Here is a 25,972-nt window from a genome sequence, read left to right on the forward strand (position 1 = left end):
GATGACCGGCTCGGGAATCCCCGGTTCCTACGATGACGTTCTGGAAGTCAGTTGCCGCCGCGTCGGCACTCGGTTCGACATCGGCGCACTCGTCGGTGGCGACAGTCAACACGATTGGGAGACGGCAGTGGACGAGGTCCGCAACCTGGTCATCATCGGCTCCGGGCCGGCCGGCTACACGGCAGCGGTCTACGCGGCCCGCGCCAACCTCAAGCCGCTGGTCATCGAAGGCGTACAGTCCGGCGGCGCGCTGATGACCACCACCGAGGTGGAGAACTTTCCCGGCTTCGCGGATGGCATCCTCGGCCCCGAGCTGATGGACAACATGCGCAAGCAGGCCGAACGGTTCGGCGCGGAGTTCCTGACCGACGACGTGACCCGGGTCGAGCTGACCGACACCGGCCACCCGGGCGGGCTCAGCACCGTCTGGGTCGGTGAGACCGCCTACCAGGCCAGGGCCGTCATCCTCGCCACCGGCTCCGCCTGGCGCCCGCTCGGTGTACCGGGCGAGCAGGAGTACCTGGGCCACGGTGTCTCCTCCTGCGCCACCTGTGACGGCTTCTTCTTCCGCAACCAGCACATCGTGGTGGTCGGCGGCGGCGACTCGGCGATGGAGGAGGCCAGCTTCCTGACCCGCTTCGCCGACTCGGTGACCATCATCCACCGCCGGGACTCGTTCCGGGCGAGCAAGATCATGGCTGAGCGTGCACTGAGCAACGACAAGATCAAGGTCGAATGGAACAGCGTGGTCGAGGAGATCCTCGGCGCGGACGGCAAGGTCTCCGGGGCCCGGATCCGCAACGTGCACACCGGTGAGGCCAAGGTGCTCGACGTCACCGGCGTCTTCGTGGCGATCGGCCACGACCCGCGCAGCGAGCTGTTCCGTGGGCAGGTGGAGCTGGACGACGAGGGTTACGTGAAGGTCCAGGCGCCCAGCACCCGGACCAGCATCCCCGGTGTGTTCGCCGCCGGTGACCTGGTCGACCACACCTACCGGCAGGCCATCACCGCCGCCGGCACCGGCTGCGCCGCCGCACTCGACGCCGAACGCTTCATCGCCACGCTGCCCAACGACTGAACGAAACACATCGGAGGAGGGGCCACCCAGTGGGAGCAACCAAATCGGTCACCGACGCTAGCTTTGCCGTCGACGTACTCAAGTCCGACAAACCGGTTCTGGTGGATTTCTGGGCCGAGTGGTGCGGACCGTGCCGCAAGGTGTCGCCGCTGCTGGAAGAGATCGCCGGGGAGATGGGCGACCAGGTCAGCATCGTCAAGCTCAACATCGACGAGAACCCGGAAACCGCCCGTGCCTACCGGGTGATGTCGGTACCGACCCTCACCGTGTTCAAGAACGGCGAGCCGGTGCAGTCGATCGCGGGCGCCAAGCCCAAGGGTGAACTGGTCAAGCTGATCCAGTCGGCGCTCTGACCCCGTCATTTTCGACCCCGTGCCAGCGAGCTGGCACGGGGTCGAGGCGTTTTTCCAACCCCACGGATCGCCAGCGCATAACCTCGAACCGGGGGCCGACGGGCCCGGCCAGCCACCACCGTGCAGAGGGGGGTCGTGCGTGCGTCCGATCCGTCCCGGTGACCAGGGACCCGCAGTTATCGAGATCCGCGCGGTACTGACCGGCCTCGACCTTCTCTCCAAGGCCACCGGCCCCTACAGCGACGAGTTCGATGCCGCCACCGAGCGGGCGGTACGGGCCTTCCAGCAGTCCCGGGGGCTCAGCGTCGACGGACGGGTCGGCGCCGAAACCTGGCGGGCCCTCGACGCCGCCCGCTGGCGCCTCGGCGCCCGTACCCTCTACCACGCGGTGCCGGTGCCGCTCACCGGCGAGGACGTCCGGTCGTTGCAGGAACGGCTCCTGGAGATGGGGTACGACGCCGGTCGGGCCGACGCGATATACGGCGTACGCACGTCCCGGGCGGTCGCCCAGTTCCAGCGTGAGGTGGGGCTGGCCCCGGACGGCACCTGCGGCCCGCACACCATGGGGGCGCTACGCCGGCTCGGCCGCAAGGTGGTCGGCGGACGGCCACAGTGGCTGCGCGAATCCGACGCCATCCGGCAGTCCGGTCCGACGTTGGTCGGCCGTACGGTCGTCATCGACCCCGGCCATGGCGGTACCGACCCGGGTGTGGTGGTGCCCGACGGGCCGCTGCGCTGGACCGAGGCGGACCTGGTGCACGACCTGGCCAGCCGGTTGGAGGGCCGGTTCGCCGCGTCGGGCGTACGGGTGCAGCTCACCCGGGGACCGGCGCCGGAAACCTGCCTGCCCGACATCGACCGGGCACAGCTGGCGAACTCCCTCGGCGCGGACGTGTTCATCTCGCTGCACACCGACGGTCACGCCAATCCGGACGCCGAGGGGGTCGCGACGTACCACTACGGCACCGACAACGGCGTCACGTCGGCGACCGGAGAGCGGCTGGCCGGTCTGGTCCAGCGGGAGATCGTGGCGCGAACGGGTTTGCGGGACTGCCGTACCCACGCCAAGGCGTGGGATCTGCTCCGCCTCACCCGCATGCCGGCGGTACGCATCGAGGTCGGGTACCTCACCTCACCGACGGATCGGGCGCGGCTGATCGATCCCCGGTTCCGCGACAAGCTCGTCGAAGCGATCGTGGCGGCGGTGCAACGCATGTACCTGCCGGTCGAACGCGACGTGCCGACCGGTTCGCTCGATGTGAGCGAGTTGCGGGCCGCGGTCGCCGCCGGCAACGTGGTCGACTGACGAACGCGGTGCCGGCGCTCAGCGTGAACGGGGTGGTCGGCGGTCAGCGTGAACGGGTGGCCGGCGTTCGGCGTGAGCGGGGTGGCCGGCGCTCAGCCGGTGGTGGAGCGGGTGGCCGGCGTCGGTCGTACGGGGCGCAGCAGCGACTCCGGGCTCATCGAGCCGAGCAGCTTCTCCAACGCGTACTCGACGTCCGACTTCCAACTCAACGCCGTCCGCAGCTCCAGTCGCAGGCGGGGATAACGGGGGTGCGGACGGACCGTCTTGAAGCCGACCGAGAGGAAGAAGTCGGCAGGTGCGACACAGGCGCCGGCCGGGTCGGCCGCGTCACCGAACTTGGCGTCGCCGAACGCCTCGATCGCCTTGATCCCCCGCTTGGTGAGGTCACGGGCGACCCCCTGCACCAGCATCCGGCCCAGTCCGCCCCCAGCGAAGGCCGGCACCACGTTTGCCGTCATCAACAGCGCCGCGTCAGCGGAGACCGGCGAGGTGGGGAACGCCATCGAGCGGGGCACGTAGGCCGGCGGGGCGTACATCACGAACCCGGCCGGCATCCCGTCGACGTAGATGAGCTTGCCGCAGGAGCCCCACTCCAGCAGGGTCTGCGACACCCACGCCTCCTTCTCCAGGCCAGGGTCGCCGGCCGCGCAGGCACGATCGGCGGAAACCGGATCAAGTTCCCAGTAGACGCATTGCCGGCACGGACGGGGCAGGTCCTCCAGGGTGTCCAGGGTCAGGCTGACCAGACGTCGCGACATCGCGTGCTTCCCCACACTAGGCTCGGCAGTGGGACCGGCCCGGACGCCGCCGCGCACTCCTGCCCCGACGAGCGATCGTACGCCGCCGATCGGCGGTACGGGAGAGTACGCGCAAACGCCCACTTCAGGGCGGTCCGCGACCGGTCCGGTATGTGGACCGGCGAACAATCAGCCGCGCTGCGGACGGTCGGTGGCGGCTAGGATCGGCACTCGGCGCGCCGTGCCGCCATGGTCGCCGGTGTCCCGGGTATCTGGGACGGGAGCAGTCCGCGCAGCATCGAGGTGATGTCATGACCGGCACAACACTCGACGACTACACCGACCGGTACGCCCGCCGGGTGCGGGGGATGACCGCCTCGGAGATCCGGGCCCTGTTCGCGGTCGCCAGCCGACCGGAGGTCGTCTCGCTCGCCGGCGGCGCGCCGTACATCGCCGCGCTGCCGCTGGACGCCGTGGGCGAGATGCTCGGCCGGCTCAGCAGCGAGCACGGCACCACCACCCTCCAGTACGGCATCGGCCAGGGCACGCTGGAGCTGCGTGAGCGGATCTGCGAGGTGATGGCCCTCTCCGGGATCGACGCCGCCTGCGGCGCCTCCCCCGACGACGTGGTGGTGACCGTCGGCGGGCAGCAGGCCCTCGACCTGGTGGCTCGGCTCTTCCTCGACCCGGGTGACGTGGTACTCGCCGAGGGCCCGACCTACGTCGGCGCTCTCGGGGTCTTCCAGGCCGCCCAGGCGCAGGTCGTGCACGTGCCGATGGATGAGGACGGCCTGATCCCGGAGGCGCTGGAGACGGCCATCGCGGACCAGGCCCGCTCCGGACGGCGGGTGAAGTTCCTCTACACCATCCCGACGTACCAGAACCCGGCCGGCGTGACGCTCACCGAGGAACGCCGGGAGCGGGTGCTGGACGTCTGTGAACGCGCCGGCCTGCTGGTGGTCGAGGACGACCCGTACGGTCAGTTGGGCTTCGAGGGGGAGGCGCCAGCGCCGCTGCGGGCCCGACGTCGCCACGGTGTCTTCTACCTCAGCACCTTCTCCAAGACGTTCGCCCCCGGGCTGCGGGTCGGCTGGATCCTCGCCCCGCACGCCGTACGTGACAAGTTGGTCATCGCCAGCGAGGCGCAGATCCTCTGCCCCAGCGCGTACGCGCAGTCCGCCGTCAGCACGTACCTCGGGACCATGCCCTGGCGTCAGCAGCTGAAGGTCTACCGGGAGGTCTACCGGGAGCGACGGGACGCGATGCTCACCGCGCTGGCGGACCTGATGCCGGCCGGCACCCGGTGGACCACCCCGGGCGGCGGCCTCTTCGTCTGGGCGACCCTGCCGGACGGGCTCGACTCGAAGGCGATGATGCCCCGGGCGATCGCCGCGCGGGTCGCCTACGTCCCTGGCACCGGCTTCTACGCCGACGGCAGCGGCACCGGCCACATGCGGCTCAACTTCTCGTTCCCGCCGCCAGAGCGGATCAGGGAGGGCGTCCGCCGGCTGGCCGGGGTGATGGAACAGGACATCGCGATGCGGCGGGTGTTCGGCGCGGTCGGCGGGCCGGGCACGCGGCGCGGCCAGGCCGGTTCGGACGCCCCCGGGCCCGACTTGGCATGATGCCCGGCATGGGTGCCACCGCTGCCGAAGAAACTCCTGTGTCCGGTCCCGCCGCCGCAGACCTGCACGTGGTCGTGCTCGCCGGTGGTCTGTCGTACGAGCGTGACGTGTCGCTGCGCTCGGGCCGCCGGGTGCTCGACGCGCTGCGGTCGGTCGGAGTGGAGGCCGAGCTACGCGATGCCGACGTGGCGCTGCTGCCGGCGCTGGCCGCCGACCCGCCGCACGCCGTGGTGATCGCGCTGCATGGTGCGACCGGGGAGGACGGATCGCTACGTGGCGTCCTGGACCTCTGCGGCATCCCGTACGTCGGGTGTGACGCCCGGGCATCCCGCCTCGCCTGGGACAAGCCGTCCGCCAAGGCGGTGCTCCGGGAAGCCGGCATCGCCACCCCCGACTGGGTCGCGCTGCCACACGACCGGTTCAGCGAGCTGGGCGCGGTGGCAGTGCTGGACCGCATCGTCGACCGGCTGGGTTTGCCGTTGATGGTGAAGCCCGCCCAGGGCGGCTCCGGCCTCGGCGCCGCCGTGGTCCGGGACGCCGGGTCGCTGCCGGCCGCCATGGTCGGTTGTTTCGCGTACGACCCCACCGCGCTCGTGGAACGCTACGTCCCCGGCATGGACGTCGCCGTCACCATCATCGACCTGGGCGATGGCCCACAGGCCCTGCCGCCGGTCGAGATCGTGCCCCGCAACGGTGTCTACGACTATGCCGCGCGCTACACCGCCGGACGCACCACATGGCACACGCCTGCCCGCCTCGACCCGGAGGTCGCTGAAACGGTGCGCCAGGTCGCGCTCGCCGCCCACACGGCGCTCGGGCTACGCGACCTCAGCCGGGTCGACCTCATCGTCGACTCGACCGGCCAGCCACACGTCCTGGAGGTCAACGTCTCCCCGGGGATGACCGAGACGTCGCTGCTGCCACTGGCAGTACAGGCAGCCGGGCTGGATTTCGGGCGGGTGATCGGCGCCCTGGTCGCCCGGGCCGCAGCCCGCCGCTGACCGGCCCTCCGGTCGCCGCTACGGAAGCCGGACACCACCTACGGCGTTCCGGACTTGCCAGGCGTACCGGCGGTGCCGTCCGAGCCGTCCGCCGTCGGCGGGTCGTCCGGGCTCGGCTTCGACGGCGCAGACTCCCCCTGCGCCTCTTCCTCCAGTACTTCGGTCCCGTCGCGCGCCGTCCCCCCGGTCGCCTCCTCTGGGCGGCTGGCGGGGGCGTCAGCGTCGTCCGCGGCGGCCTCCTGCTCCGAGATGCTGTCGCCGGTACCCGGCTGTGGTGTCGGCGCCTCGGTCGGGCCGGCTGACGGCGCTGTTGTCTGCGCGTCCGATGCCGTCGCCGCGTCCGTGGGCCCACTCACGACGCCCGGCACATCGGGTGGCTCAGCCGTCTCTCCGATGGCGTCCAGGAGCGACCCACCCTCGGTCGGTTGCTCCTGCCTCGGCGCCGACTGGGCGGCAAGGCTGGACGGAGCCTGCCACTGGATCCGGGGCGGCTCCGCCAGCGGGCGCCCCCCGAACTCCGCCAGCCACGCGGCCACCAGGGCCAGATTCTCCCGCCACTTGTCCTCGGAGATGGGCGGCAGGATCGAATCCCAGAGCGAGAGGAAGGTGCCCCGCAGCTGGAGCCGCCCGTACGGTCGGGCGAGGAACCACATGTGCAGGTGCGCCGACCCGTCACCCCAGCGGTTGACGTGCACCCGGGCCACCCCGTCCAACGAGCGGATGGCCCGTTCGAGCCGTACCGTCATCACGCCCAGCTCGGCAGCGAGCAGATTGGGCAGATCGCCGAGGTCCAGGTGCGACCGGGACTCCAGGATGAGAACCATCGGCAGGCCAGTGGGACGGTCCATGGCGCGTACGCGCCACCGCTCACCAACCCAGATGTACGCGTCGTCCGGCGCCTGGCAGGCAGTGCATTCCCGGTGCGCCTCGCCCTTGCGGGGCGGTTCGACCGGGACCGGCTCGTCGAGGCGTTTGACCCGTAGGTCACCCTCGAAAGGGAAGGACGGCCACTGAGTGAAGTCCGGGACTGAGGGAGGGGTGTCGGGCACGACGCTGACCCTAACCGAGTGCAGCACCCGCTGTCCCTACCCGAATTGACTTCGCCTCCACTGCCGAGCGAGTGACGTGACTACCGCCGCCCACCGGTTGTCCCCAGAGATATCCACAGGCTGACGAACACTCCCGTCGCGACCGTCAAGCCCGCATCGACAAGGGGTTTCGGCGCGTGTTTCACGTGAAACGGCGACAGCCTGTGGATAACTGGTGTGGATAACATCGCTGGAGATTCTGTCGCTGTGACGTACCTCCCGACCGGGCCGCCAGGGCGCCGTTTCACGTGAAACAGCGCCGGCTCGTTGGCCACGGATGTCGGCGTCGATGCGGGCCCGTGGGTCAGGATCGCTCCCTCCCAACGGCATCTCAGGGGGACGAGGAGCCGAGCCCACGTCGGCCGACCCGTTTTGACAGGCAGCCACGCCGCTGTCCCTCGGGCCCGGCGTCATATTCCAACCGGGCTCGCCGTATGCCGCCGAGACTTCCCTAGCGCCAGCACTTCGCGGAGACCGTAGCGCCCCGGACGGTGCCGGCGACCTCGGCGACGCCAGCGGCACGACGGGACTCACGCGGCATGGCGAAACTGACGGCGCGGCGCGCTGACGGCGCGACGGGCTGACGGTGCGGCGCGCTGACGGCGCGACGGGCTGACGGCGCGACGGGCTGACGGCGCGACGGGCTGACGGCGCGACGGGCTGACGGCGCCAGTGCTGACACTGGGCCGGTGCGGCACACGCTGGGGCCGGGCAAGAGCGGACGCCCGATGCGGATGGACGGCAGCCTGAGGCACTAGCTGAGTGTGGCGGCGGCCCAGCTCGACCACGCGGGGTGGTCGAAGTTGAGGCACTGGCGACTGTGGCGGCGGGTGCCGACAGCGGCGGTGTGTCGGGCGCGCGGCCTTGGGCGCTGGCGGCAGCGGCGACGCTGAGACGCAAGGGGACGAGGTTCTGTCTCGCGGATCTTGTTGGTCGGGGACGGCGGGTGGGCCGATCGACGTTCGACGAGTCCAGCAAGGCGTGGAAGTGGGTACCGAGCATGTCGTACCTGGCCGCCTGGTCGCGCCCGTCCTTGCGCCGTTGAAGCCACGTTCGACCTCGCTGCGTTACTCGCCCACAGCGCGGTCCGCCATCGCTGGGCGGACTCCCGATCCCAACCACGGATCTTGGTACGAGACGGCCGCCATGAGGGCCGTCTCGTACCAAGATCCGCGAGACCGAACCTAACGGCAAGGACGGCGACGGGGGCCGTGGGGACGGTGGTGTTGGCGGCCGTGGTGGCGACGGTGACGGTGACGGTGGCGACGGTGACGGTGGCGACGGTGACGGCGGTGACGGCGGTGACGGCGGCGACGGCGGTGACGGCGGCGGCGGTGACGGCGGCGGCGGCGGTGACGGCGGCGACGACGACGATGGCCGTGGCGGCGGTGACGGCGGCGGGCCGTGGCGCCCGCCGTGGGTGGGGGCGAGTATCGGGATCTCCTTGGCGCCGGCGTCCTCACCCGCACCCTCGACCCGCCGGCTCTCCCGCCTCCCGCGCTTCCACACGACGTGGCGGCGAGTCAATGTGGGCGGCCTGATCGCCGTCGTCCGAACGTCACCACACATGCAGCTCGGGGCGACGGTGGTGAACTGTGGCGTGCTGGGGTAGCGGGCCACCCGCAACAGAGGGCAGCCCTACTGCGCTTCAACCCGGCTCGCCGTAGCAGCAGCACGGCCGCCACTGCGCTCGCCGCGAGCACGCCGAGCACGGCGGACACGGCGAGCACGGCGGACACGGCGAGCACGGCGGACACGGCGGACACGGCGGACACGGCAATCTGCCACGATGGGGCCGCCGTTTCACGTGAAACGCGCCCGGTATCGGTGTACGGGGTTCCCGTGCAGAACGAGGTCCGCCAGACGTACATAGGCCGGATGTCTGCCGCTTCGGCGCGGTCGGCGGCGGACGCAGTGGCCTCCTCCCTCCTCTTCTCACGCTGGTTCACCCACACCCCCGGGGCGGTGCTCGGATCGGGGCCAGAGCCCTGCCCGGCCGCAGCGGGCCGCAGGTCGGCTCACCGTTTCGGCGGCATGGCGGTGTCCCGGGCATCGGAAGTCCACCATTCCGCCGGAACCGAGTTGATCAACCCGAAGACGGTCGGCAGCAGAGCGCGATCGACCAGCGGCGCCGACGAATGCCCAACATGTGCGGGGCACCCCGCCACCGCTCCGGAGCCTGAACGACGGTCGGCGCTACGGACAGGCACAGGTGGGGCGCCTGAACGTACCGGCCTGGCAGAACCTCCTCCGGCTGGTCACCAGTTCAAGCCGAGACGGGTCCGGGGTACTGGTCGACGCCGACCACCCCAACGGATTCCGCGAGACGTGACTTGGGACGCTGCCCAGCCCGCCGTCATCAGGGCAGAGGCCGTGCCGGGAGCAAGCGGTAGCTCGCGATCCTCCAACTACATCGAGAACGGCCGCACCTCCCGAAGGAGATGCGGCCGCTTGCGCCGGGGCTGGGGTTCAGCCCTCCGGCTGTTGCTGGTTGACCCCGATGATGTCGACGATCCGCTCCAGGTCGTCCACCGTCGCGAACTCGATGGTGATTTTGCCCTTGCTCCGCCCGATGTCGACCTTGACGCGGGTGTCGAAGCGGTCGGAGAGCCGATCGGCGAGATCGTCCAGCCCGGGAGCATGCGGCTTCGCGCGTCGCTTCGCCGACTCCTTCTTGCCCGTCCCCTCGCTCAGCGAGAGCGCGACGATTTCCTCCGTGGCCCGTACCGACAGTCCTTCGGCCACGATCCGCAGCGCGAGCTGTTCCTGCGCCTGCGGGTCCTCCAGGCTCAGCAGTGCGCGGGCGTGTCCCGCCGAGAGCACTCCGGCGGCGACCCGCCGCTGCACCTGTGCCGGCAGGTTCAGCAGCCGGATGGTGTTGGAGATCTGCGGCCGGCTGCGGCCGATCCGGCGGGCCAACTCCTCGTGGGTCGCACCGAACTCCTCCAGCAACTGCTGGTAGGCCGCAGCCTCCTCCAGCGGGTTGAGGTTGGCCCGGTGGATGTTTTCCAGCAGCGCGTCGCGCAGCATGGCGTCGTCGCGGGTGTCCCGCACGATCGCCGGGATGGTTTCCCGATCGACGGCCTGGGCAGCCCGCCAGCGCCGCTCACCCATGACGAGTTCGAACTTCTCGTCATCGAGCTGCCGCACCACGATCGGTTGGAGGAAGCCGACCTCCCGGATGGAGGTCTTCAGTTCCTCCAGCGCTTCCTCGTCGAAGACCTGCCGGGGCTGCTTCGGGTTGGGCACGATCGAGTCGACCGGGATTTCGGCGAAGCGTGCGCCGGGCACCGGGCTCAGAATCGGATCAGGCTCGGTCGCCGGAGCTGGCGATGGCACGGCGGGTGGTACGTCGGCGGTCGACACTCCGCTCGCTGCGGCCGGGATCACGGCGGAGCCAGCACCCGCCTCCGGTGCCGGCCCGGTCGGGATCAGCGCACCCAGGCCCCGTCCCAGACCGCCCCGAGGACGGTTCTTCATGCCACGCCTCCCAGCGCCTCGTCCGCACTACGCATTCCGGCTCACCGGCTCCTTGACGCCCCGCTCGGCAATTTCCTGGGCCGCCTCGAAGTAGCTTGTCGCACCCCGTGAACCGGGATCGTAGGTCATCACCGACTGGCCGTAGCTGGGCGCCTCGGAGACCCGGACGTTACGCGGAATCACCGCCTGGAGCACCTTGTCGCCGAAGTGGTTCCGCACGTCCTGCTCGACCGCGTCGGCGAGCCGGGTACGGCGGTCGTACATGGTGAGCAGGATGGTGGAGACCTCAAGCCGGGGGTTGAGGTGTTGCCGGACCAGGTTGATGTTGTTGATCAGCTGGTTCAGCCCTTCGAGCGCGTAGTACTCGCACTGGATCGGGATGAGGACCTCCTGGGCGGCGACCAACGCGTTCACCGTCAGCAGGCCCAGCGAGGGCGGACAGTCGATGAAGACGTAGTCGAAGTGCCCGGGGTAGGCGGTGATGGCCCGGGCCAGTCGCGATTCACGGGCCACCACGGACACCAGCTCGATCTCCGCGCCAGCGAGGTCGATCGTGGCCGGTACGCACCAGAGGTTGGGGATGCCCTCGACCGCTTGGGCCACGTCCTCCAGCGGCACGCTGTTGATAAGGCAGTCGTACACGTCGGGCACGCCGGTGTGGTGCGGGACGTTGAGTCCGGTGGAGGCGTTGCCCTGCGGGTCGAGGTCGACCACGAGCACCCGGTTTCCGTGCAGGGCGAGCGCCACTGCCAGGTTGACCGTGGTCGTGGTCTTACCCACGCCGCCCTTCTGGTTCGCGACGCACATGACCCGGGTCCGCTCCGGCCGAGGCATGGTCACCTCGCCACTGGGATTCAGGATCTGCACGGCGCGCATCGCCTCCATAGCCAACGGTGGGTCATCCTCTTCGCGCGTCGGGGTTTCACGTGAAACGTACGCGGCCTCGGCGGCCGTCGGGTCGTAGGGCCCGGCGGGCGTGTCGGACCCGGGCCGGGGCTCCGGCACCGGCTGGTACGACGTCGCGGACTCGAAGCGTGCCGACGCCGAGGTGTTTCGGCGCATCGGGATCACGCGTGCGTCCGGGCTGGCGTTGGCCGGGCGGCCCGCACCCTCTGGCGCCTCTCGCCCGGCCGATTCCTCCCCGGCCGGGTTCCAGGGCACCCCGGGCGGGGGAGCCTCCCGGCGGGACGCTGACGGGTCCTGCGGGGCCCCGGAGGGCCGCCAACCCGGGTATTCGGTTTCACGTGAAACAGGGTCGCCCGCTGACCCGGTCACGCGCGGATCGTCATACCTGCCGTCGTCATGCACCTGTCATCCCTGCCCGCTTCGGATGGTCGGTCCGCACCCGTCAGCCGGGCCACTCGCGCTGTCTCGCAGAGGTGTCGCCCGGCAGGAGCGGCAAGCCCGGAGAGATCCATCGCCGCCCGCTCCACACTATCGACGCGCGGCCAGCCTACGGCCCATGGGCGTGGCCGGTCCATGTTGAGTTCGCAACCCGCCGGCCGGGGACGCATCATCGGTGACGCCAAGAGCAACGTGAAGCGCGTTCACCGTCGGTGGCGGGACCGGTCGCTACGGGTCTTCTTCGCCGACTTCCGGGACGTCGGCCCCACCATGCGCTCGCGCACGATCTCGACCACGACGGTGGGCGGGTCCACGATCCCTTCCCCGCACCGATGCAGCACCGGCTCTGCGCCACCGAGGCGATGTACCGCAGGAGCGTGCTCGACGACCTCGTCGGCCGCCGAGGCGCCCTTGAGAGCCACGAGTCGCCCGCCGGCGACCGTCAGCGGCAAGCACCACGCGGCCAGCCGGTCCAGGGGCGCCACCGCCCGGGCGGTCACCACGTCACCCTGCACCGGCTCGGGCCCGGCGGCGGCCTCCTCGGCCCGTCCGCGCAGCACCCGTACCGAATCGTGTAGCCCCAGGGCGTCCACCGCTTCGTCAAGGAAGGCGGTGCGACGGGCCAGCGGTTCGAGAAGCGTCACCTGAAGGTCGGGACGGGCGATGGCGAGCACCAGCCCGGGCAGTCCGGCCCCGGACCCCACGTCGATCAGGGACGCGCCGCTCGGGATCAGTTCACCCACCACCGCGCAGTTCAGTAGGTGCCGGTCCCAGATCCGAGGTGCCTCGCGGGGTCCGATCAGTCCGCGTACCACCCCGTCGGTAGCCAGCAGTTCGGCGTACGCGGCAGCCAGGTCGAGGCGGTCGCCGAAGAGTCGCCGGGCCGCCTCGGCCAGGTCGGGGGGCAACACCGCCACGGTCGGGTCGGGCGCCGATCCGGGCTGACCGGCATGGACAGCCGGCGGCCCGGGCGGCGTGCCACCCGGGCCGGACGGTGTACCACCCGTGAGGTTGTCTCGGCTCACCCGCTCAGCCCGCGGGCCGGACGACGATACGCCGGTTGGGCTCGACACCTTCGGACTCGCTCTCCACCCCGTCGATCGCGTTGACCACGTCGTGTACGCACTTGCGCTCGAACGCCGACATCGCCTCCAGCCGTACCGCCTCGCCGTGCTCCTTGACCTTCTCGACGGCGTTCCGCGCGACCGCGGCGAGTTCCTTGCGCCGGTTGGCCCGGTAGCCCCCGACGTCGAGCAGCAGCCGGCTCGGCGACCCGGTCTGCCGGAAGACGGCGAGTCGGGCCAGTTCCTGAAGCGCCTCAAGGGTGGCGCCCCGCTGGCCGACGAGGTTCTGCAGGCGGCCACCGACCACCTCGACCACCGGACGACCACCCGACACCAACTCGTCGATGTCACCGTCGTAGTCGAGGATGTCGAGTAGTCCTTCGACGTAGTCGGCAGCGATCTCGCTCTGCCGGAACAGGTCGCCTTCGCCCGCGCCCTTGGACGGCGCCGTCGCCGTCTCGGTCTCCTCAGGCTCGCCGTCGACCGGAGCCGTCGTCGTCGGCTCGTCGTCGTCCAGGGGCTGGTCGGCGCGGGGGATGCTGGTGTCGGTCACGGTGTCATCTCCGTACTCGCTCGGCCGGACCTGAGGTCCGCTGGTTTCCCGGGGCCGGCGGGACGTCGCCGGTGCCCACGGGCACGTCTGTAGGGCGAGTCTCGCCCGTTCACCGCGTCCTGCGCGGCGCTTCGCGCTTGCGGCGCCTGCCCTGTGGGCGGCTGCACGTCACGCGGCGGGCCGCCGCCGGCTTCCCGGCGACGGCCCGGATCGTTCAGCCCTGCCGCTTGGCGGGGCGGCCCTTCTTCGGGTTGGCCGGCTTCGCGCCCGGCTTCGGGCCGGCGACCTTCGGCGCAGCGGGCTTGGCCGGTTCCGGCGCGGGCTTGCTGCGGCCGAACAGGCCGGTGGTCTTCGCCGGCTGCGTGCCGTTACGCCCGCCGGTGCTCGGCTTGCTGGTGGCGGTCACCGGCGGCGGGAACTTACGCAGCACCCACTGCTGCTGGCCGAGGGTGAAGAGGTTGTTGGTGACCCAGTAGATGATCACGCCGATCGGGAAGATCGCGCCGGAGACCAGCAGCGACAGCGGGATGCCGTAGAGCATCAGGCGCTGGATCATCCGCTGCTGCGGGTCCTCCGCCCAACCGGTCTTGAGGATCATCTGCCGGCTGGTGAGGTAGGTGGTGCCCATCATCACCAGCACCAGGACGCCGGCCATGACCTTGACGACGGTGCCGTTCGCCCCGAGCTGCGCCAGCTCCGCCGCCGTCGAGCCGAACTTGCTGGCGATCGGGGCGGTGAAGAGGGTGGCGTCGGAGGCGCTGTTGAACTGGTCGACCGTCCAGCCGTAGATGTCCTTGTTGGTCTTGGCCGGGTCCGGGTTGAGGCGCCGCAGTACGTGGAAGAGGCCGAGGAAGACAGGGATCTGGAGGAACATCGGAAGGCAGCCCATCAACGGGTTGGCCTTTTCCTTCCGGTAGAGCTCCATCATCTCTTTCTGGAGCGTCTCCCGGTCACCCTTGTGCTTCTCCTGCAGGGCCTTCACCTGCGGTTGGAGGGCCTGCATCGCCCGCTGCGACTTGATCTGCTTGACGAAGACCGGGAAAAGGATCACCCGGACGGTGACCACCAGGAAGATGATGGCCAGGATCCAGGACCAGTTGGTCCCGAGGACGCTGGCCTCCGGAACCCCGATGGCGTCCCAGGCCGAATGCCAGGCCAGCAGGATCCACGAGATCGCGTAGTAGATCCAGTCGAGACTAAACACTCAGGCTCCAGTCACGTCGGCAGCTCGGCGGCCGCCCGGCTCTGGCACCGGGTCGTATCCACCAGGATTGAATGGATGGCAGCGCGACAGCCGCCGGACCGTCAGACCGGCTCCCCGAAGCGCACCGTGCCGGGTCACCGCCTCCAGGGCGTACGCACTGCACGACGGGTAGAACCGACAGCGGGCCGGCAGCGCCGGACTTATCCACCGACGGTACGCGACGATAGGAAGGGTCAGCATCCGGGCACCGGCGGTAGCCGGACGCCCCACAGTCGGGTCGCCGCTCACCGGCGCCGCCCACGGCTGATCCGCGCGGCGTTCAGCGCGGCATCCAGGTCGGCACCGAGCCGCTGGTACGTGGCCTCGGCGGTGGCCGGCAGGGCCCGTACGACGAGGGTGCTTCCGGCCGGCAGGTCGGGCAGCCGTTCCCGAACCAGGTGCCGCAACCGGCGGCGGACCTTGTTCCGGACCACGGCGGGCCCGACGGCCTTGGAAACCACGAAACCGGCGCGGGACACCGGCGCGGAGTCTTCCTCCACGCCGCCCCGCGCCGGTTCCGGCGGGACGTCTGCTGTGCCCTCGGTGGTCACCGGCAGGGTCAGATGCACGACAAGTGTGCCCCGACCAGCCCGACGGCCACTGCGGACCGCTGCGGCGAAGTCGCTACTGCGCCGCAGTCGCTGCGCGGCTGCCAGCACGACTGCCAGTTCCCGGGTGCGGGCCCGGTCGGCCTCAGGCCGACAGGCGGGCGCGGCCCTTGGCGCGACGGGTCGAAAGGATGGCGCGGCCGGCCCGGGTGCGCATACGCAGCCGGAAGCCGTGGGTCTTCGCGCGCCGGCGGTTGTTCGGCTGGTAGGTGCGCTTGCTCACGTCAGGCTCTCCGTTGTCGGACGGCCCCGGGCGAAAATCGCCGAGGTCGTGGTGGTCCAGGCCGCCGCGGTGGTGGCCTCGATCGGTGCTGCCCAGACGGTGCGATGGCCGCACACACTCCACGACGTCTTGAGGACGCCGAGAGCGACCGCAGGCAGCAAGCACCCACCACCCTAGCAGAGGGCGTGAGAGCAGCCCCTCCAGCGTAGGTCGGGGTGCAATCACCGTCAAACTAGCGAATCCGTACGGTCACCTGCGGCGAAGCACGACCGAAGCGGTGGTTTTCGCTCATGCCGACAAGGGGGCAGGCGCGTCGACGGTTGATGATGCGGCGACAACGCTGTTACCGTGCCCGATTGCGGTCAGCGTCTCCAGGTCCGGGATGTCGCCGGCAGGGCAAGACCGGACACGGTGGTGAATCGTTCGGCACGGTGAACCCCGCTTCAGCACCCGGCACGGCAGGGGGTAGGTCCGACCCACCGCCCGGCGGGCGGCCACAATCGGTCGGTACACAGGCTGTGGACAACTTGTGGAGAACGACCGGGTGGGACGACCGGGTGGGTTACAGGTCACACCCGCTCGGCACTGGGCCTACGGATGGCCGGGGGACGGCGGCGTCCGGGAGCAGAGGCGAGGGGGTGGCACGACGGTGGCCGGTACGACCGACCTTGCCGCGGTGTGGACGGCGACCACGGACGAACTCGCCGACGAGATCATCTCCGCGCAGCAGCGGGCGTACCTGCGGCTGACCCGACTACGGGCGATCGTCGACGACACCGTGCTGCTGTCCGTGCCGGACGCCTTCACCCGGGATGTGATCGAGTCGCGGTTGCGGCCGGCCATCACCGAGGCGCTCACCCGTCGGCTGGGCCGCCCGATCCAGGTGGCGGTCACCGTTCGGGCACCCGAGGACGGCCGTACCGAGGGCACCGTCTACCGCAGCAACCCGGCGGACGGGCCGGGCGGCCACGACGACCCTCCGGTCACCTTCGGCGGCCCCGTCCCCGGGCAGGACGCGATGGCCGACGACCGCCAGCAGCTCCCGCTCATCCCCGAGCAACCGCACCCGGACCGGTTCGACCGGCCCGCACCGGATGCGCCCCCCGCCGACGGTGGCCCGCGCACCGGCCCACCCGTGGCCGACGGTCAGGAAACCCTCTTCGGCGCCGCCTTCGGCGAACCGGCCAACCGGTCCGGCGAGACCAACCGGCGGCCAGCCCCGCGGATGGGCTTCACCGAGCGGGTCGGCCGCCTGGACCCGCCGACCACCGGTCCGCGCGGCTTCGGCACCCGGTTCGGCGAGGAACCCGGAGTCTCCCCCCGCGACCAACACGTGATCCGGGCGCTGCCCGGCGACGGTGGCACCGACAGCGGCCCCGGCCGCGGCGACCACCGCCCACGGGACGACCGGCGACTGCCCACCGGCGCGGACAGTGGTGGCAACCGCCTCAACCCGAAGTACATGTTCGAGACGTTCGTCATCGGCTCGTCGAACCGCTTTGCCCACGCGGCGAGCGTGGCGGTCGCCGAGTCGCCGGCGAAGGCGTACAACCCGCTGTTCATCTACGGCAGCTCCGGGCTGGGTAAGACCCACCTGCTGCACGCCATCGGGCACTACGCCACCACGCTGGGCAACGCCCGCTCGGTCCGGTACGTCTCGACCGAGGAGTTCACCAACGACTTCATCAACTCGCTGCGCGACGACAAGACCAGTGCGTTCCAGCGCCGCTACCGCGACGTCGACATCCTGCTGATCGACGACATCCAGTTCCTGGAGAACCGCGAGCGGACCCAGGAGGAGTTCTTCCACACCTTCAACACGCTGCACAACGCCAACAAGCAGATCGTGATCACCTCCGACCGCTCGCCCAAGCAGCTGGCCACCCTTGAGGACCGGCTGCGGACCCGGTTCGAGTGGGGTCTGCTGGCCGACATCACGCCGCCGGACCTGGAGACCCGGATCGCGATCCTGCAGAAGAAGGCCGCCCAGGAGCGGCTGTACGCCCCGCCGGACGTGCTGGAGTTCATCGCCTCCCGGGTGTCGAACTCGATTCGGGAGTTGGAGGGGGCGCTGATCCGGGTCACCGCCTTCGCCAGCCTGACCCGGTCGAACGTGGAGCTGTCGCTGGCCGAGGAGGTGCTGCGGGACTTCATCCCGGACGGCGCCGGCCCGGAGATCACCGCCGACCAGATCATGGTCTCCACCGCCGACTACTTCGGGGTGAGCCTGGAGGACCTGCGCGGACAGTCCCGTTCCCGGGTGCTGGTCAACGCCCGACAGGTCGCGATGTACCTGTGTCGGGAGCTGACCGAGCTGTCGCTGCCGCGAATCGGGCAGGCATTCGGTGGCCGGGACCACACCACCGTCATGCATGCCGACCGCAAGATCCGTCAGCAGATGGCCGAGCGGCGCTCGCTCTACAACCAGATCGCCGAGCTGACCAACCGGATCAAGCAGAACACCTGAGGCGTACGCCACCAGAGCGGCCCGGCCGGGAGCATCCGGCCGGGTTTTTTGGTGCCCTCGGGTTGACCCTCGACGAGGTGTAGGCCACACCATCGAGGGCGTGACCGCACAGGCTCCCGCTCGTTGTCCACAACTTGTTGTCCACCGCCGGTGGAAAACCACGGAGCGCTCCCATCCGGTTACCCACAGGCTGTGGAGAAACCCTGGGGACAACCCTGTGGACGCCTGGGGATGGCTGGGGACAGCCGCCCGCTCTGTCCACCGAAGACGGCCGCCCTGTGGGCGAGCTGTTGAAGGTTCTGGGGATAACAGCCCGGACGGCGTCCCCGTCCATCCACAGGGGTGGGGAGAAAGTCGGTGGATTACCGGTGGACAACCGGTGGACAACGGTGGACAACCGGGGGCGCACCGACGACCTGTGGACTACCGGACCGGTTGTACCCCTGGTTCTCCACAGCAAAACCACCGGTGGATAACCACTCTGACCTGCGCTGATACGAGTTCTCCACAGTTTGCACAGGTGCGATGAAGACGATGGGTTATCTCTTCTAAAAGAACGAAAACCAATCATCACCGTTGGACTTCCTGTGGATCGGCCGATGGCTGTCGGAGGTACCCGTCAGCATCGACACGATCCATGGGGTCGGGCGCACAGCCGATACCCTCGCGCCCTAAGGTGCGATGGGTACCCGCACGCCAGGCGGGTCGGTGGGCAGCGGCCGGCATGAGAGAGTTGACGACGTCGACGTCGACGCGGAGGCATTAATGAAGTTCCGAGTGGAGCGCGACGCGCTCGCTGAGGCCGTGGCCTGGACCGCGAAAAGTCTGCCCAACCGGCCGTCCGTACCGGTGCTGGCCGGCGTGATGCTCCGCGTCACCGACGGCAGCCTGCAGGTTTCCGGCTTCGACTACGAGGTCTCCAGCCAGGTGACCGTGGAGGTGCAGGGCGACGCCGACGGCGCCGCGCTCGTCTCCGGTCGGCTGCTGGCCGAGATCACCAAGGCACTGCCGGCCAAGCCGGTCGACATCGCGGCGGTGGGCGCGCACCTCGAACTGGTCTGCGGCAGCGCCCGGTTCACCCTGCCCACCATGCCGGTGGAGGACTACCCGACCCTGCCGGAGATGCCGGAGAGCGCCGGCACGGTCGACGCGGCCGCCTTCGCCGCCGCCGTCGCCCAGGTGGCCATCGCCGCCAGCCGGGACGAGACGCTGCCGATGATGACCGGCGTCCGGGTCGAGCTGTCCGGTGGCACCCTGGCCATGCTCGCCACCGACCGCTACCGGCTGGCGCTGCGCGAGATGGAGTGGAACCCGGACGACCCGGAGATCAGCATCAACGCGCTGGTGCCGGCCCGCACGCTGAACGACACCGCCAAGACCCTCGGCCCGCTCGGCGGCCAGGTCACCCTGGCCCTGTCCCAGGGCGCGGCCGGCGAGGGGATGATCGGATTCTCCGGCGGCACCCGACGGACCACCAGCCGGCTGCTCGACGGCGCCAACTACCCGCCGGTGCGCTCACTCTTCCCCGCCAGTCACAACGCCGACGCCCGAGTGGCGGTCAGCACCCTCATCGAGGTCGTCAAGCGGGTCGCCCTGGTCGCCGAGCGGACCACCCCGGTGCTGCTCAGCTTCAGCGCCGACGGACTGGTCGTCGAGGCCGGCGGCACCGAGGAGGCACGGGCCAGCGAGGCGATGGAGGCCACCTTCACCGGCGAGCCGCTCACCATCGGCTTCAACCCGCAGTACCTCATCGACGGCCTGGCCAACCTCGGCGCCCAGTTCGCCGTACTGCAGTTCGTCGACGCCTTCAAGCCGGCGGTGATTTCCCCTGCCGGGGAGGATGGCGAGCTCATCGGTGGGTACCGGTACCTCATCATGCCGATCCGCGTGTCCCGCTGATCCGGCAGAGACACCCGTACCACACGAAAGGTAACCACGAGATGCAGCTCGGCCTGGTAGGCCTCGGCCGAATGGGCGGCAACATGCGCGAGCGGTTGCGCGCCGCCGGTCACGAGGTGGTCGGTTTGGACCACAACGCGGAGCTGAGCGACGTCGCGAGCGCGGCGGAACTGGCCGAGAAGTTGGCGGCTCCCCGCGCGGTCTGGGTGATGGTGCCCGCCGGCGTCACCGACGCCACCATCGACGAACTCGCCGAGGTGCTCGGCGAGGGCGACCTCATCATCGACGGCGGCAACTCGCGGTTCAGCGACGACGCCCCTCGGGCCGAACGGCTCAACGACCGTGGCATCGGCTACGTCGACGTCGGCGTCTCCGGAGGCGTGTGGGGCCGGCAGAACGGCTACGGCCTGATGGTCGGCGGTTCCCAGGAGCACGTGGACCGGCTCATGCCGATCTTCGACGCGCTCAAGCCCGAGGGTGATTTCGGTTTCGTGCACGCCGGCCCGGTCGGCGCCGGCCACTACTCGAAGATGGTGCACAACGGCATCGAGTACGGCCTGATGCACGCGTACGCCGAGGGCTACGAGCTGATGACCGCCTCCGAGCTGGTCACCAACGTGCCCGGGGTGATCAAGTCCTGGCGCGAAGGCACGGTCGTCCGCTCCTGGCTCCTGGACCTGCTCGACCGGGCACTCGACGAGGACCCGGAACTGGCCCAGCTCACCGACTACACCGAGGACACCGGCGAAGGGCGCTGGACGGTGGACGAAGCGGTCCGCCTCGCCGTACCGCTCAACGTCATCACCGCCTCGCTGTTCGCCCGGTACGCCTCCCGACAGGACGAGTCGCCGGCCCTCAAGGCCGTCTCCGCGCTGCGCCAGCAGTTCGGCGGCCACGCCGTCCGCAAGCGCTGACCGGCACCCGGCCCCCGTGTACGTCCGCCGGCTCGAACTGGTCGACTTCCGCTCGTACGAGCGGGTCGGTGTCGACCTCGAACCGGGGCCGAACATCCTCATCGGTGCCAACGGCGTCGGCAAGACCAACCTGGTCGAGGCGCTCGGCTACGTGGCGACGCTGGACTCCCACCGGGTCGCCACCGACGCGCCGCTGGTGCGGATGGGCGCCACCGCAGCGGTGATCCGGTGCGGCGTGGTGCACGAGGGCCGGGAACTGCTGGTCGAGTTGGAGATCGTGCCCGGCAAGGCCAACCGGGCCCGGCTGGGACGATCGCCGGCCCGCCGGGCCCGCGACGTGCTCGGTGCGCTGCGGTTGGTGCTCTTCGCCCCGGAGGACCTCGAACTCGTCCGGGGCGACCCGGCCGAACGCCGCCGTTACCTCGACGACCTGCTGGTGCTGCGCCAGCCCCGCTACGCGGGTGTACGCGCCGACTACGACCGGGTGGTCAAGCAACGCAACGCGCTGCTGCGCACCGCGTACCTGGCCCGCAAGACCGGCGGCACCCGGGGCGGTGACCTGTCGACGCTGGCCGTCTGGGACACCCACCTCGCCCGGCACGGCGCCGAACTGCTCGCCGGCCGGCTGGAACTGGTCGCCGCGCTGACCCCACACGTCGCCAAGGCGTACGACGCGGTGGCCGCCGGGCGCGGCGCGGCCGGGATCGCCTACCGGCCGTCCGTCGAGCTGACCGAGCCGACCACCGACCGGGAGAACCTCGCCCAGGTGCTCACCGCCGCGCTGGAGGAGCAACGCTCCGCGGAGATCGAGCGGGGCACCACGCTGGTCGGCCCGCACCGCGACGACCTGATCCTCAGCCTCGGTCCACTACCCGCCAAGGGGTACGCCAGCCACGGCGAGTCGTGGTCGTACGCGCTCGCCCTCCGGCTCGCCGGCTACGACTTGCTCCGCAGCGACGGCATCGAGCCCGTGCTGGTGCTCGACGACGTCTTCGCCGAGCTGGACGCCGGCCGGCGGGAACGACTGGCCGAACTGGTCGGCGGGGCGAGCCAACTGCTGGTGACCTGTGCGGTCGCCGACGATGTGCCAGCCGCCCTGCGCGGCGCCCGGTACGAGGTAGCCGAAGGGACGGTGCGACGTGCCGGATGAGCCGACCTACCCGGGTGGGCGTCAGCGCCACGCCGGTCCCACACCGTCGGGTGCCGCCGGCACACCGGAGCCGCCGAACCGGAAGCGGGCGGAAAGTGCCCCCACCGCGCCGTCGCCCGGCAGCCCGGCCGAGAACGGCGGGACCGAAGGGGTGGTCGGACCGCAACTGGCGCGGGCGGTGCTGGACGCGGCCAAGGCCCGGCGGGAGGCGGCCGGGCGGACGCGACGGCGGGACCCGACCGGGGCCGCCAGCGGGGAGCGCCGGTTACGCGGCTACTCCGGGCCGGGACCCGACCCCCGAGATCCACAACTGCTCGGGGCGGTGCTGAACCGACTGGTGAAGGCCCGCGGCTGGCAACAGCCGGCCGCCGAAGCGACCGTCTTCGGCGCCTGGGAACGGGTCGTCGGTCCGGAGGTGGCCCAGCACAGCCGGCCGGTCAAGCTGGAGAACGGCGAGCTGACCGTCGAGGCCCGGTCCACCGCCTGGGCGACCCAGCTGCGCCTGCTCGCCGGCTCGCTGCTACAACAGATCGGCCGTGAGATCGGCCACAACGTCGTACGCAAGCTGCACATCCACGGTCCCGCCGCGCCGTCCTGGTCACGCGGCCCCCGGCGGGTACGCGGCCGAGGACCCCGCGACACCTACGGCTGACCCAGCAGCCTTGTGGGTACGTCCGAGGTCGCCAGCGCCACCACAGACGTACCCACAGCCCGCTGCCGCTAGGACTGCGGCGCCCGGCGCGGGGCGGCCGACTCGGCGTAGACGGCGAAGCCCCGGTCGGCGCAACGCCGGTAGAAGGCGGCCACCACGCTCAGCTCGGCACAGGTGAAGGTCCACTGCGGCGCGGCCCCGCTGTCGTCGCGCAGCGCCTCCAACCGGCTGTCCAGCCAGCGCAACTGCTGTTCGGCCAGGCGGCCGTCGGAGAGCAACGAGCGCAGCACGGTGCCGACCGACTCGAAGGTCACCGCCTCGCCGTGCGGCCGGTGCGCGGCGACGAACCGCTCGATGCCGCCGGCGATCCAGCCGCACCCGTCCGGGTCGATCACCGGGTCCTCGTCCTCGGCGGCGGCCTCGGTGGCGTAGAGCACCCCGTCCAGCCCGAGGATCAGATCGACCACCTCGGTGTACGCGGTGGCCCGGACGGTGCCTGTCTTCGCGATCAGCTCCGCGAGCGCGGCGGTCGGTGCCGAGATCCCCGGCACGTCGACGATATCGCCGAAGTCGACGAACTCTGCCGGTGCGACCGGGTCGTAGAAGCGGCCGGTCCGCGGCCACTGGACCGCGACGTTGTCCAGCCCCATCTGGTGTCCACCTCTCAACGAGCACGGGTCGAGTCAATCGGGTCGATCGTCCGGTTCCGGCCGTGAAAGATCAAGGCCGCCCGTCGACCCGACCGCCCGGAATCGCCCGCCGTGGACGGTACCGGCTCCGCAGCGGCTGGTGTCGGACGGCAGGCCCGCATCGTCGTCACGCGACAGATCCGCTGATCATGCCCTGGCGTGTAGGGGGAGTCGCGGACGGCGCAGTTCGGCCGGCTACGTGAATCTCAGGCGCCGCGAAGGGGTGCCGAGTGGTGGTTCTATCGCCCGCGCACAGTAAGATTGGCCTGAGACGAAGACCCGGTGCGGAGCGACGCTTCGCGGGCCCGGTGCGGGGCCGCGATCATTGTCCGACTCGGGTCGAGCCGATCGCGATCCGCGGGCAACCGCGGCGACCGGCGCGTTCGACCCGTACCCCGGAATTGTCCCAGGTACCGGTCCGCGTGCCGACGTCGCGTCCTGTCCGCCGAACCCGCGCCCGACGTGCCTGACGGCACGTTCGGTGCGAGAAAGTGGCCGAGGGTGGCAGCGCAGGACAATCAGCAGTACGGCGCCGAGTCGATCACCGTCCTCGAAGGGCTGGAGGCGGTCCGTAAGCGGCCCGGCATGTACATCGGGTCCACCGGTGAACGCGGTCTGCACCACCTCGTGTGGGAGGTCGTGGACAACGCGGTGGACGAGGCGCTGGCCGGATACTGCGACACCATCGACGTGGTGCTGCTCGCCGACGGCGGCGTCCGGGTCACCGACAACGGCCGAGGCTTCCCGGTCGACCTGCACCCCAAGCTCAAGAAGCCGGGCGTCGAGGTCGCGCTGACCGTGCTGCACGCGGGCGGCAAGTTCGACGGCAAGGCGTACGCGGTCTCCGGCGGTCTGCACGGCGTCGGCGTGTCCGTGGTGAACGCGCTCTCCACCAAGATGGCAGTCGAGATCCACAAGGACGGCTTCGTCTGGCGGCAGCAGTACCACCACTCCAAGCCGACCACGCTGGAGAAGGGCGAGCCGACCGACCGCACCGGCTCGGCGGTCTCCTTCTGGCCCGACCCGGACGTCTTCGAGACCGTCGACTTCGACTTCCAGACCATCTACCGACGCCTCCAGGAGATGGCCTTCCTGACCCGTGGCCTCACCATCCACCTGCTCGACGAGCGGGTTCCGGAGGGCGAGGAGGGCAAGGTCCGCGAGGTGACCTTCCAGTACGAGGGCGGCATCGCCGACTTCGTCCGGCACCTCAACGCCTCCAAGAGCCCGATGCACAAGACGGTGATCGAGTTCGGTGCCGAGGAAGAGGGCATGTCGCTCGAGATCGCCATGCAGTGGAACGAGTCGTACGGCGAGTCGGTCTACACCTTCGCCAACAACATCAACACCCACGAGGGCGGCACCCACGAGGAGGGCTTCCGGGCCGCGCTGACCAGCGTGGTCAACCGCTACGGCGCGGACAAGAAGCTGCTCAAGGGCGACGAGAAGCTCTCCGGCGAGGACATCCGCGAGGGCCTCGCGGCGATCATCTCGGTCAAGCTGACCAACCCGCAGTTCGAGGGTCAGACCAAGACCAAGCTCGGCAACACCCCGGTGAAGAGCTTCGTCCAGCGGGTCTGCAACGACCGGCTGGTCGACTGGCTGGACCGTAACCCGGCCGAGGCGAAGATCATCATCACCAAGGCGTCCCAGGCCGCCCGCGCCCGGATCGCCGCCCAGCAGGCGCGCAAGCTGGCCCGACGCAAGTCGTTGCTGGAGTCCGGCTCGATGCCGGGCAAGCTGGCCGACTGCCAGTCCACCGACCCGCGCGAGTCCGAGGTCTTCATCGTCGAGGGCGACTCGGCCGGCGGCTCGGCCAAGCAGGGCCGTGACCCGCGTACCCAGGCGATCCTGCCGATCCGCGGCAAGATCCTCAACGTGGAGAAGGCCCGGATCGACCGGGTGCTCAAGAACAACGAGGTGCAGGCGCTGATCACCGCGCTGGGCACCGGCATCCACGACGACTTCGACATGGAGAAGCTGCGCTACCACAAGGTGGTGCTGATGGCCGACGCCGACGTCGACGGTCAGCACATCCAGACGCTGCTGCTCACCCTGCTGTTCCGCTTCATGCGCCCGCTGGTCGAGCTGGGTCACGTCTACCTGGCCGCCCCGCCGCTCTACAAGATCAAGTGGAACAAGAAGGGCGATGACGCGCAGTACGCGTACTCCGACCGGGAGCGCGACGGGCTGATCGCGCTGCGCCAGCAGAAGAAGGCCAACGCCAAGCCGGACGACATCCAGCGGTTCAAGGGCCTCGGCGAGATGAACTACCCGGAGCTGTGGGAGACCACGATGAACCCGGCCACCCGTACCCTGCGCCAGGTCACCCTGGACGACGCGGCAACCGCCGACGAGCTGTTCAGCGTGCTGATGGGTGAGGACGTCGAGGCCCGCCGCTCGTTCATCCAGCGCAACGCCAAGGACGTCCGCTTCCTGGACATCTGACGGACGCGGTGGCCGAGCCGGACCCGATCCGGCCCGGCCACCGGTCCACA

The 25,972-nt window shown here is 70.4% G+C and carries 22 protein-coding genes; 11 read left to right on the top strand and 11 right to left on the bottom strand.

The window, feature by feature from the left end:
- The first annotated feature begins 127 nt into the window (after positions 1 to 127).
- The 3 genes from trxB (at position 128) to E0H26_RS24935 (ending at position 2,737) form a co-directional block, all read left to right on the top strand.
- Positions 128 to 1,078: a thioredoxin-disulfide reductase gene (gene trxB / locus E0H26_RS24925; RefSeq protein ID WP_131307831.1), complete on the top strand. Its 951-nt coding sequence runs from the start codon at positions 128 to 130 to the stop codon at positions 1,076 to 1,078.
- A 29-nt stretch (positions 1,079 to 1,107) separates the two neighbouring features.
- Positions 1,108 to 1,431, top strand: coding sequence for a thioredoxin (gene trxA, locus E0H26_RS24930; RefSeq protein WP_131307833.1), 324 nt, complete (start codon positions 1,108 to 1,110; stop codon positions 1,429 to 1,431).
- 139 nt (positions 1,432 to 1,570) lie between these two features.
- Positions 1,571 to 2,737: an N-acetylmuramoyl-L-alanine amidase gene (locus E0H26_RS24935; protein ID WP_131307835.1), complete on the top strand. Its 1,167-nt coding sequence runs from the start codon at positions 1,571 to 1,573 to the stop codon at positions 2,735 to 2,737.
- Positions 2,738 to 2,829: 92 nt separating this feature from the next.
- On the opposite strand, the gene E0H26_RS24940 is transcribed toward E0H26_RS24935, so the two are convergent.
- Positions 2,830 to 3,495, bottom strand: coding sequence for a hypothetical protein (locus E0H26_RS24940; protein ID WP_013736595.1), 666 nt, complete (start codon positions 3,493 to 3,495; stop codon positions 2,830 to 2,832).
- Positions 3,496 to 3,785: 290 nt separating this feature from the next.
- On the opposite strand from E0H26_RS24940, the gene E0H26_RS24945 reads away from it, so the two are divergent.
- Both E0H26_RS24945 and E0H26_RS24950 read left to right on the top strand, forming a co-directional pair.
- On the top strand, positions 3,786 to 5,099 hold the full coding sequence (locus E0H26_RS24945; RefSeq protein ID WP_131307837.1) for an aminotransferase-like domain-containing protein: 1,314 nt from the start codon (positions 3,786 to 3,788) through the stop codon (positions 5,097 to 5,099).
- Positions 5,100 to 5,107: 8 nt separating this feature from the next.
- Positions 5,108 to 6,100 (top strand): D-alanine--D-alanine ligase family protein, encoded by a 993-nt coding sequence (locus E0H26_RS24950; protein ID WP_131307839.1) that lies wholly within the window; start codon positions 5,108 to 5,110, stop codon positions 6,098 to 6,100.
- Between the two features lie 38 nt (positions 6,101 to 6,138).
- On the opposite strand, the gene E0H26_RS30145 is transcribed toward E0H26_RS24950, so the two are convergent.
- From E0H26_RS30145 to rpmH, 9 genes are all read right to left on the bottom strand, one after another.
- On the bottom strand, positions 6,139 to 7,149 hold the full coding sequence (locus tag E0H26_RS30145) for a hypothetical protein (RefSeq protein WP_240742353.1): 1,011 nt from the start codon (positions 7,147 to 7,149) through the stop codon (positions 6,139 to 6,141).
- 2,508 nt (positions 7,150 to 9,657) lie between these two features.
- Positions 9,658 to 10,668: a ParB/RepB/Spo0J family partition protein gene (locus E0H26_RS24965; RefSeq protein WP_131307841.1), complete on the bottom strand. Its 1,011-nt coding sequence runs from the start codon at positions 10,666 to 10,668 to the stop codon at positions 9,658 to 9,660.
- A gap of 27 nt (positions 10,669 to 10,695) precedes the next feature.
- On the bottom strand, positions 10,696 to 11,976 hold the full coding sequence (locus E0H26_RS30350; protein ID WP_131307843.1) for a ParA family protein: 1,281 nt from the start codon (positions 11,974 to 11,976) through the stop codon (positions 10,696 to 10,698).
- 239 nt (positions 11,977 to 12,215) lie between these two features.
- On the bottom strand, positions 12,216 to 12,929 hold the full coding sequence (gene rsmG, locus E0H26_RS24975; protein WP_240742354.1) for a 16S rRNA (guanine(527)-N(7))-methyltransferase RsmG: 714 nt from the start codon (positions 12,927 to 12,929) through the stop codon (positions 12,216 to 12,218).
- A gap of 112 nt (positions 12,930 to 13,041) precedes the next feature.
- Positions 13,042 to 13,629: a Jag family protein gene (locus E0H26_RS24980; RefSeq protein WP_131307847.1), complete on the bottom strand. Its 588-nt coding sequence runs from the start codon at positions 13,627 to 13,629 to the stop codon at positions 13,042 to 13,044.
- Between the two features lie 214 nt (positions 13,630 to 13,843).
- Positions 13,844 to 14,833, bottom strand: coding sequence for a membrane protein insertase YidC (gene yidC / locus E0H26_RS24985; RefSeq protein WP_131307849.1), 990 nt, complete (start codon positions 14,831 to 14,833; stop codon positions 13,844 to 13,846).
- A complete protein-coding gene (yidD, locus tag E0H26_RS24990; RefSeq protein ID WP_206025356.1) occupies positions 14,834 to 15,073 on the bottom strand; it encodes a membrane protein insertion efficiency factor YidD in 240 nt (79 codons plus the stop codon). It abuts the gene before it with no gap.
- A 44-nt stretch (positions 15,074 to 15,117) separates the two neighbouring features.
- Positions 15,118 to 15,531: a ribonuclease P protein component gene (rnpA, locus tag E0H26_RS24995; protein ID WP_131307853.1), complete on the bottom strand. Its 414-nt coding sequence runs from the start codon at positions 15,529 to 15,531 to the stop codon at positions 15,118 to 15,120.
- A 34-nt stretch (positions 15,532 to 15,565) separates the two neighbouring features.
- The gene (gene rpmH, locus E0H26_RS25000) at positions 15,566 to 15,703 is read right to left on the bottom strand and encodes a 50S ribosomal protein L34 (protein WP_007073824.1); all 138 of its coding nucleotides are present in this window, start codon (positions 15,701 to 15,703) and stop codon (positions 15,566 to 15,568) included.
- A gap of 649 nt (positions 15,704 to 16,352) precedes the next feature.
- Here rpmH and dnaA point away from each other — a divergent pair.
- The 5 genes from dnaA to E0H26_RS25025 all read left to right on the top strand — a co-directional run bounded on the left by dnaA (position 16,353) and on the right by E0H26_RS25025 (position 22,785).
- Positions 16,353 to 18,170, top strand: coding sequence for a chromosomal replication initiator protein DnaA (dnaA, locus tag E0H26_RS25005; protein ID WP_131307855.1), 1,818 nt, complete (start codon positions 16,353 to 16,355; stop codon positions 18,168 to 18,170).
- Positions 18,171 to 18,935: 765 nt separating this feature from the next.
- Positions 18,936 to 20,069, top strand: coding sequence for a DNA polymerase III subunit beta (gene dnaN, locus E0H26_RS25010; RefSeq protein WP_131307857.1), 1,134 nt, complete (start codon positions 18,936 to 18,938; stop codon positions 20,067 to 20,069).
- A 41-nt stretch (positions 20,070 to 20,110) separates the two neighbouring features.
- Positions 20,111 to 20,983 carry a phosphogluconate dehydrogenase (NAD(+)-dependent, decarboxylating) gene (gene gnd / locus E0H26_RS25015; protein ID WP_131307859.1) on the top strand — a complete coding sequence of 291 codons (873 nt, stop codon included), beginning with the start codon at positions 20,111 to 20,113 and terminating at the stop codon, positions 20,981 to 20,983.
- A gap of 16 nt (positions 20,984 to 20,999) precedes the next feature.
- Entirely contained in the window at positions 21,000 to 22,133 is a 1,134-nt protein-coding gene (gene recF, locus E0H26_RS25020; RefSeq protein ID WP_131307861.1) for a DNA replication/repair protein RecF, read from the top strand.
- Positions 22,123 to 22,785: a DciA family protein gene (locus tag E0H26_RS25025; protein ID WP_338106232.1), complete on the top strand. Its 663-nt coding sequence runs from the start codon at positions 22,123 to 22,125 to the stop codon at positions 22,783 to 22,785. The genes recF and E0H26_RS25025 overlap by 11 nt, the downstream gene beginning before the upstream one ends.
- A gap of 68 nt (positions 22,786 to 22,853) precedes the next feature.
- Here E0H26_RS25025 and E0H26_RS25030 read toward each other — a convergent pair whose 3' ends face one another.
- Positions 22,854 to 23,435, bottom strand: a complete 582-nt coding sequence (locus tag E0H26_RS25030) for a hypothetical protein (protein WP_131307863.1) — start codon at positions 23,433 to 23,435, stop codon at positions 22,854 to 22,856.
- Positions 23,436 to 23,975: 540 nt separating this feature from the next.
- Here E0H26_RS25030 and gyrB point away from each other — a divergent pair.
- Positions 23,976 to 25,922: a DNA topoisomerase (ATP-hydrolyzing) subunit B gene (gene gyrB / locus E0H26_RS25035; RefSeq protein ID WP_131307865.1), complete on the top strand. Its 1,947-nt coding sequence runs from the start codon at positions 23,976 to 23,978 to the stop codon at positions 25,920 to 25,922.
- Positions 25,923 to 25,972 lie beyond the last annotated feature (50 nt).

The sequence above is a fragment of the Micromonospora zingiberis genome, from assembly GCF_004331455.1.
Taxonomy (GTDB): domain Bacteria; phylum Actinomycetota; class Actinomycetes; order Mycobacteriales; family Micromonosporaceae; genus Micromonospora; species Micromonospora zingiberis.

What these genes read in the sequence shown, in the direction of transcription:
- E0H26_RS24940 (WP_013736595.1), bottom strand. Translation starts at nt 3,495, where the DNA reads ATGTCGCGACGTCTGGTCAGCCTGACCCTGGACACCCTGGAGGACCTG.
- E0H26_RS24945 (WP_131307837.1), top strand. Translation starts at nt 3,786, where the DNA reads ATGACCGGCACAACACTCGACGACTACACCGACCGGTACGCCCGCCGG.
- E0H26_RS24950 (WP_131307839.1), top strand. Translation starts at nt 5,108, where the DNA reads ATGGGTGCCACCGCTGCCGAAGAAACTCCTGTGTCCGGTCCCGCCGCC.
- E0H26_RS24965 (WP_131307841.1), bottom strand. Translation starts at nt 10,668, where the DNA reads ATGAAGAACCGTCCTCGGGGCGGTCTGGGACGGGGCCTGGGTGCGCTG.
- yidD (WP_206025356.1), bottom strand. Translation starts at nt 15,073, where the DNA reads ATGCTGACCCTTCCTATCGTCGCGTACCGTCGGTGGATAAGTCCGGCG.
- dnaN (WP_131307857.1), top strand. Translation starts at nt 18,936, where the DNA reads ATGAAGTTCCGAGTGGAGCGCGACGCGCTCGCTGAGGCCGTGGCCTGG.
- gnd (WP_131307859.1), top strand. Translation starts at nt 20,111, where the DNA reads ATGCAGCTCGGCCTGGTAGGCCTCGGCCGAATGGGCGGCAACATGCGC.
- E0H26_RS25030 (WP_131307863.1), bottom strand. Translation starts at nt 23,435, where the DNA reads ATGGGGCTGGACAACGTCGCGGTCCAGTGGCCGCGGACCGGCCGCTTC.